5 protein-coding genes are annotated in these 7,308 nt (G+C 70.6%); 1 reads left to right on the top strand and 4 read right to left on the bottom strand.

What is annotated here, in order from left to right; all coding sequences use genetic code 11:
• The first annotated feature begins 234 nt into the window (after nt 1-234).
• A complete protein-coding gene (locus D7V80_RS39390) occupies nt 235-1,743 on the top strand; it encodes a glycosyltransferase (protein ID WP_120592929.1) in 1,509 nt (502 codons plus the stop codon).
• Nucleotides 1,744-1,762: 19 nt separating this feature from the next.
• Here the strand turns inward: D7V80_RS39390 and D7V80_RS39385 are convergent, their stop codons facing one another.
• The 4 genes from D7V80_RS39385 to D7V80_RS39370 all read right to left on the bottom strand — a co-directional run.
• Entirely contained in the window at nt 1,763-4,549 is a 2,787-nt protein-coding gene (locus D7V80_RS39385; protein ID WP_120592928.1) for an HAD-IC family P-type ATPase, read from the bottom strand.
• Nucleotides 4,550-4,637: 88 nt separating this feature from the next.
• Nucleotides 4,638-5,216: an imm11 family protein gene (locus D7V80_RS39380; RefSeq protein WP_199738978.1), complete on the bottom strand. Its 579-nt coding sequence runs from the start codon at nt 5,214-5,216 to the stop codon at nt 4,638-4,640.
• 1 nt (nt 5,217) lies between these two features.
• Nucleotides 5,218-6,480, bottom strand: coding sequence for an AHH domain-containing protein (locus tag D7V80_RS39375; RefSeq protein WP_370452629.1), 1,263 nt, complete (start codon nt 6,478-6,480; stop codon nt 5,218-5,220).
• A gap of 185 nt (nt 6,481-6,665) precedes the next feature.
• Nucleotides 6,666-7,308, bottom strand: a 643-nt coding sequence (locus D7V80_RS39370; protein ID WP_120592927.1) for an SDR family oxidoreductase, incomplete at its 5' end; no start/stop codon positions are given.

Raw genomic sequence — 7,308 nt, 5'->3', positions numbered from 1 at the left:
GGTCCATGATCGGCACTCCTGGCGCGGCGGAGGAGGAGGGCCTCGTCCCGCGGGTCGCGAGCGGGGCCACGCGTCCGCGCTCCTTCGAAGCTGGGCCCGGCGCCTCCGGACCGCAGGCCGCCGCTGGCGGGAGGAGGGCCCCGCGCGTGCCCGCACGCCGCCGCCCCCAAGCCTTGCGCCCGCGAGTCCCGGCCCCAAACGTTCCGCGTGCGAGGACCCCGAAGGGGGAGGGCCATGGACAGCGTCGTCGCAACCGATTCCCTGGTGCAGGTCCCGGAGGCCGCCCGCGCGGACAAGGCGGACTCCCTGAAGCCCTTCGAGGTCCACGTGCAGGCCAGCTCGCTGGAGCGCTTCCGGCCAGGGCTCACGGCGGCGGAGTGGGAGTCACTCCAGTCCCACGCGGAGCAGGCCCGGGATGGCATGAGCGGCCGCACGTTCTGGAACGTGAACTCCACGTCCCGGGGCGGCGGGGTGGCGGAGATGCTGCCCGGGCTGCTCGCCTATGGCCGAGGGGCGGGCGTGGACACGCGGTGGATGGTGATGCGGGGCACGCCCGGCTTCTTCCACATCACCAAGCGGCTGCACCACGCGCTGCACGGCTCCCGGGGAGATGGCTCTCCGCTGGGGCCCCGGGAGCGCGCCTGCTACGAGGACGTGCTTCGCGACAACGCGGAGGAGCTGCTCGTCCTCATCCGCCCGGGCGACGTGGTCCTGCTGCACGACCCGCAGACCGCGGGACTGGCGCCGGCGCTCGCCGCCGCGGGGGCCGGGGTGGTGTGGCGCTGCCACATCGGATGTGACGTGCCCAACGAGGAGGTGGAGCGGGCGTGGGCCTTCCTCGCGCCGGGGCTGGCCGCCGCGCGGCTCGCGGTCTTCTCACGGGCCGCCTACGTGCCGCCGATGCTGGCGGACCGGGCGGTCGTCATCCAGCCCTCCATCGACATCTTCGCGGTGAAGAACCAGCCCCTGGAACCCGCCGTCGCGAGCGCCATCCTGGGCCACATCGGGCTGGTGGGCCGCTCGCCGGACCTCCCCGCGCCTGTCTTCACCCGGATGGACGGCGTGCCGGCCCGGGTGTCGCGCGGGGCGGACATCGTGCGGCTGGGGGCCGCGCCCGCGGCGGACGTGCCGCTGGTGGTGCAGGTGTCGCGGTGGGATCCGCTGAAGGACCCGGTGGGCGTGCTGCGGGGCTTCGCGCTGCTCCTGAAGCAGTCGCCCTGCCTGCGCGCGGAGCTGGTCCTCGCCGGCCCCTCGGTGACGTCCGTCGCGGATGACCCGGAAGGGGCGGCCACGTTCGAGTCCGTCGTCGCGGCGTGGCGCGAGCAGCCGCGCTTCCTGCGCCAGCGCGTCCACCTGGCCTGCCTGCCCATGGTGGACCCGGAGGAGAACGCCGCCATCGTCAACGCGCTCCAGCGGCATGCGGGCGTGGTGGTGCAGAAGAGCCTGAAGGAGGGCTTCGGGCTCACCGTCACGGAGGCCATGTGGAAGTCCCGGCCCGTGGTGGCGAGCGCGGTGGGCGGCATCCAGGACCAGGTGCACCACGAGGTGGAGGGCCTGCTCGTGCGCGACCCCACCTGCCTGCCGGAGTTCGCCGCCGCGGTGCGAAGGCTCCTGGAGGAACCCCGCCTGTCGGCCCGCCTGGGCACCCAGGCCCACGAGCAGGTGCGCGCCCGCTTCACCGCCGTCCGTCACCTCTCCGACTTCGCGTCCCTGCTGCGCAGGCTGGACATCCGCGGCGCGTGAGGCCCTCCGGGGCCCCGGGTCAGGAGGCGCTCACGCTCCGGCCCACCTCCCGCCGCCGCGGCCGCGAGCGCAGCCACTTCTCCAGGCCCACCGCCGGCAGCACGCAGGCGCCCACCAGCACCGACCGCGCGATGTCCCCCAGCGACAGCGGCGCGGAGCCGAAGAGGCGCTGGAAGAAGGGCACGTACATGAACGCGGCCTGGAGCAGCACCAGCGCGGCGATGCCCACGAACACGGTGGGGTTGCTCGTGAAGCCCACCTCGCGCGTGGAGCCCGTCAGCGTGCGGCACATCCACAGGTAGAAGATTTGAAAGCTGACCACGGTGTTGACGGCCATGGTGCGCGCCTCGGCCAGGGTCAGGACGTTGGAGGCATCCTGGCCGCCGCCCTGGCGCGCGAACTCCCAGAGGAACAGGCCGATGGCGCCCGCCGCCATCAGCAGCGCGACGAGCCCGGTGCGCATCACCACGAAGTGGCTCAGGACGGGCGTGTCCGGCGCGCGGGGCGGACGGCGCATGACGTGGCGCTCCTTCGCCTCGAAGGCCAGGGGCAGCGCCAGGGTGACGGTGGCCACCAGGTTGATCCACAGCAGCTGCGTGGGGCGCATGGCCAGCAGCGGTTCGCGCACGCCGCCGGCCTCCTGTAGGGGAAAGAACGTCACCCCCAGCATGAGGATGAGGGCGAGCCCCAGGTTGGTGGGCAGCACGAAGGCGAGCGACTTGACGAGGTTGTCGTAGACGCGGCGGCCCTCCTCGACGGCGGCGACGATGGTGGCGAAGTTGTCGTCCGTCAGCACCAGGTCCGCGGCCTCGCGGGACACGGCCGTGCCGGTGATGCCCATGGCCACGCCGATGTTGGCCTGCTTGAGCGCGGGCGCGTCGTTGACGCCGTCGCCCGTCATCGCCACCACGTGCCGCTGCGCCTGGAGCGCGCGCACCAGCCGCAGCTTGTGTTCGGGGGCCAGGCGCGCGAACACGTTCGTGTCCTTCACCGCCACGGCCAGCTCCGCGTCGCTCATGCAGGACAGGTGCGCGCCGGTGAGGCCCGGATGCCCCGGAGCGTGGAGTCCCAGCTGAAGGCCAATGGCCTCCGCCGTGCCCGGGTGGTCCCCGGTCATCATCTTCACGCGGATGCCGGCGGCGTGGCAGGCCTTCACGGAGGCCACGGCCTCCTCGCGGGGCGGGTCGATCATCCCCTGCAAGCCCAGCAGCGTGAAGCCGGCCTCCACGTCCTTGGACCGCAGGGCCTCCGCCCCGGGCAGGCCCTTGCGCGCGAAGGCGAGCACGCGCAGGCCCTGCCGCGCCATGCGCTCCACCTCCACCAGCACGGCGTCGCGGTCCAGCTCCGGCCCGCAGCGGCGCAGCACGACCTCCGGGGCGCCCTTGAGGACCAGCTCGCGCCCCTCCGGTCCGCCCGCGTGGAGCGTGGCCATGTACTGGTGCTCGGACTCGAAGGGGATGGCGTCCAGGCGCGGGTTGCGCTCGCGCACGTCCATCACGCCCAGGTCCGCCTTCTTCGCGGCGAACAGCAGCGCCCCTTCCGTGGGGTCGCCGGTCATCCCCCAGCGGCCCTCGCGAGGCTGGAGGTCGGCCTCGTTGCAGAGCACGCCCGCGACGAGCAGCGCGCGCACGTCTTCTGGCGGCACCTCCAGGGTGCGTCCCGCGTGGAGCAGCTCGCCCAGGGGGGAGTGGCCCACGCCGGTGAGCGTGTAGTGCCCGCGCCGGGTCCACAGCGCCTGCACGGTCATCTCGTTGCGGGTGAGGGTGCCGGTCTTGTCCGTGCAGATGACGGTCGTGCTGCCCAGGGTCTCCACGGCGGGCAGCTTGCGGATGACGGCGCGGCGAAGCGCCATGCGCTGCACTCCGATGGCCAGGGCGATGGTGACGATGGCGGGCAGCCCTTCCGGGATGGCGGCCACCGCCAGGGTGATGGCCACCAGCACCGCGTCGCTGAAGGCATATCCCCGGAACATCCCCACCCCGAGCAGCACGGCGGACAGCACGACGATGCCCGCGCTGATGATGCGGCCCAGCCGGGCCAGCTCCCGCGTGAGCGGCGTGCTCAGGTCCGCGGTCTGCTCCATGAGATGGGAGATGCGGCCCAGCTCCGTGGCGCCGCCGGTGGCGACGACGACGGCGGTGGCAGTCCCGGACGTCACCAGCGTGCCGCCGAAGGCAAGGCTCGCCCGGTCCCCCAGCTCCGCGGCCACGGCCACGGCCGCGACGTGCTTGCTCGACGGGACGGACTCACCGGTGAGCGCGGCCTCCTCCACCTGGAAGTTGCGGGAGCGCAGCAGGCGCAGGTCCGCGGGCACGCGGTCCCCTGAAGCCAGCTGCACGACGTCGCCAGGGACGAGCTCCGCCGCCGGCCGCGCCACCAGGTGCCCGTCGCGCAGCACCTGCGCGGTCTCCGGCACCATGTGGTTCAGGGCCTCGATGGCGCGGCCCGCGCGGTACTCCTGCACGAAGCCGATGAGGGTGTTGAGGACCACGACGGCGGCCACGACGAGCCCGTCGGTCACCTTGCCCAGCAGGATGGCCAGGGCCGCGGAAGCGATGAGGACCCAGATGAGCGGGCTGTCGATCTGCCGCCACAAGAGCTTCCACGCGCTGTCCGGCCGGGAGCGCTCCAGCACGTTGGGGCCCTGGCGCGCGAGCCGTTCCCGGGCCGCCTCCTCCGTCAGTCCCTTCTGCGTGCTGGAGAGCTGTTCCAGCACGGCCTCCGGGAGGAGCGCGTGCCAGGGGACAGAAGGCACGTCGGGGGCGCGAAGCCCTGCCTGCTTCCTCGGCTGTGACGGCTCCTGCATGGCGTGCCTCCCCTGGGGAAGCTGGCCACGGGCAGGGCCGCCCGTCAGCGGGAGGCGAGCAGCGGGGCGGTGTGGCTGCGCCCCGGTCTCAACTGGGTCCCGTTACTCGCTCAAACGACACGCCCAGGTTTCCGACCGCTTCGAGCGCGCTCTTGACGTCTTCGGAGACGATGAATGCTGTCTTGAACCTCTTCGGCCTGAAGACATGAGCGCCCTCGGTCTTCGAGGGGTCGATTCGCAGTCCGTAGATCCAGTTGTACTCCCCTTCAAGTTCAGGGGGATGGTCGTCCTCGTCGTAGTGATGCACCTCCCGGCATCGTGCCTCGTCGATACAATCAATCACCTTGGTGGCATTGACGACGAAGTACCGCTCGGGCTCGCCATCAATCAGGACTGGGAACAGTTGGACGTTGTCGGAAGCGAGCGTCTTGAAGATCTTCGCGACCGCTTCGCTGACGATGGGTGCTTTCTCTATCACGGAGAACACAAATGCTCGCCTGATGCCGGGGTGTGAGACTTGGGTCTTGAGAGGGCCAGGGTCTGAAAGGACGCGGCCATCCGCGAACATCCAAGGCTCTTCAAACGCATCTCCAGAGTCTCGTGTCGGTGTATCAATGAGCCACTGGGGTATATCGCCCATTTCAACCCAATAGAATTGGCGCTCCATCTCACTCTCCCCTCTTCACAATGAGTCGCCGTAGCGGCGAGCCCTGCGTCGTGAGCTCGGCGGCTATTTTCGCTAGCTCATCCATCAAACTGGCCCGACAGGTTTCAGTTGTCCTACAGCGGCTGACGGCATCTTGTAGCCGACTTACGACCTTCTTGTGATACAGCTCGGGGTGTGGCCCTTCATGACCCTTGAGCCGCACTTTGTTGGCCGCATCTTCCAGCGTCAGGCCTGCCTTCTTGAAAATCCTCTCACACAGCGGTGTCCAAGGGCCGCCTGTGGCAGCCGAAAACAGATTCTTGTTCGTGCAGATGTGATGGACCGGGCCCTCGGAGTCACCCGGAATGCCGTTCGAGTACATCGCGACGGCAGCGGTCGCCCCCGGAGCCAGCGCCACATTCAGCACTCCCGCGGCAGGCATCGCGATGGAAGTCACGCCACCATTCAGTGCCTCTCCGAGGATGAACCCCGCCTCGGCGTGTCCTCGCGATGCAGCCTGGGGGAAGCCCGGGAGTCTGGGCCCCTGGGCCGCCATCGCACTCCTTCCTCCCAGGGCCGCGGTGACGAGCAACACCAGGACACGCGTCCCGTTGGTCCCCAGCACCTTGCCGAAGCGATGGCCGATGTCCTGCAACTCGATGACGCTCGTTGCCGTCCCCGCGTCGTCCCACAGCCGCACGAAGCCCCGGCCCATCTCCCAGACCGGCACGATGCCCAGGTAGGCCACCATCGCCGCCGTCAGTGCCACCGCGATGACCTTCGTGACGGGCTCGGGCAGCGTCATCGTGAGGAGCACGGACAACGCGGCCGAGGTCACCATGGCCTTGAGCACCACCGGGTTCAGCACCTTGCCGACCTCGACCTCGACGCTCTCCCACACCGTGTCGAGAGCGAACGAGAGCGCCATCAGCGTCCGGTCCTTGCGCGAGAACGTCAGCCCCGTCCCGCCCACCAGCGTCAAGCAGTCGTCCCCGTCAGGGCAGATGCGCGCGGACAGCGCTTCAGGTGAGCTGCCTGAGCCAGGGTCCGCGAGCCCCTTCGCGGACGCGAGCAGGGCCCTGGACCGCACCCACCCTCGCTGGTCGGCCGCATCCGTCTCGCGGAAGGCAACGTCCATTCGCATGTCCAGGATGAGCCGCGCGAGGGCCGCCTTGAACGCGTCCTCACTCACCTGGACCGGATCCACATCCAGGGACTCGTGAACCACCTGCCTGCCGTCTCCAACCTCAACGTGGACAACGCGAGTGGTCGCACACCCTCCCATGAGAAACACCAACGCGACAGCGCCCACCCATTGCACGAACACCCCCGAAGCCGAACCACCTGAAAATCAGGAGGTTTGCCATCCTCACTCCGGGGTTTTGGTATTTCAAGGAATCCGCGTATTCGCAGGCGCAAGTGGCATGGCGTGCCTCCCCTGGGGAAGCTGGCCACGGGCAGGGCCGCCCGTCAGCGGGATGCGAGCAGCTGGGCCGTGGTGTCGCGCAATGCCTGTCGTGTGGCCACGTCCTGGGCGACGGCGGGCCACGGCTGCTCGGCTTCCTCCAGCAGCCAGCGGGCATCCCCCGGAGGCGACCAGCGCTCGCGCGCGAGAATGCGCGCAAGCCGGGCCGCGCAGACCTCCGGACGCTCCCAGGCGCGCTTCACCTGCGACAGCAGCCAGCCCACGAGCCCCGGCCGCGCGCCCAGGTCGGTGCGCACCACGCCCGGGTGGAGCACCACCACGTCCACCTCCGGGTGCGCGGTGGCCACGTCGCGCATGGCCAGCGCGAAGCACAGCTTCGTGTCGCAGTAGGTGCGGATGCTGGAGAAGTCCTCGCCCGTGGGCGTGCGCGCGGCGTCGAAGCGGCCCTTGATGATGAGGCCGGCGCTGACCACCAGGACGCGCCGCAGCCGCCCGGACTCCAGCAGCGGGCGCTGCATCACCAGCGGCGCCAGGTGGTTGGTGACGAACGCCGTCTCCAGCCCGTCCGCGTTGAGCACCCGCTGGGACGGCCACAGCCCCGCGTTGTGCACGAGCGTCGCCCCCGGCGTGACAAGCTCGGCGAGGCGCGCCCCCAGCTCCCGGGCCCCCGCCAACGTCCCCAGGTCC

The sequence above is a fragment of the Corallococcus sp. CA054B genome, from assembly GCF_003611625.1.
In the GTDB taxonomy this organism is placed as follows: domain Bacteria; phylum Myxococcota; class Myxococcia; order Myxococcales; family Myxococcaceae; genus Corallococcus; species Corallococcus coralloides.
The sequence above is the reverse complement of the archived record's forward strand: the minus strand, read 5'-3'. Positions and strand labels throughout refer to the sequence as shown.

Bases quoted from the DNA above. Each gene is read 5' to 3' on its own strand.
- D7V80_RS39385 (WP_120592928.1), bottom strand. From the start codon at position 4,549: ATGCAGGAGCCGTCACAGCCGAGGAAGCAGGCAGGGCTTCGCGCCCCC.
- D7V80_RS39380 (WP_199738978.1), bottom strand. From the start codon at position 5,216: ATGGAGCGCCAATTCTATTGGGTTGAAATGGGCGATATACCCCAGTGG.
- D7V80_RS39390 (WP_120592929.1), top strand. From the start codon at position 235: ATGGACAGCGTCGTCGCAACCGATTCCCTGGTGCAGGTCCCGGAGGCC.
- D7V80_RS39375 (WP_370452629.1), bottom strand. From the start codon at position 6,480: ATGGGAGGGTGTGCGACCACTCGCGTTGTCCACGTTGAGGTTGGAGAC.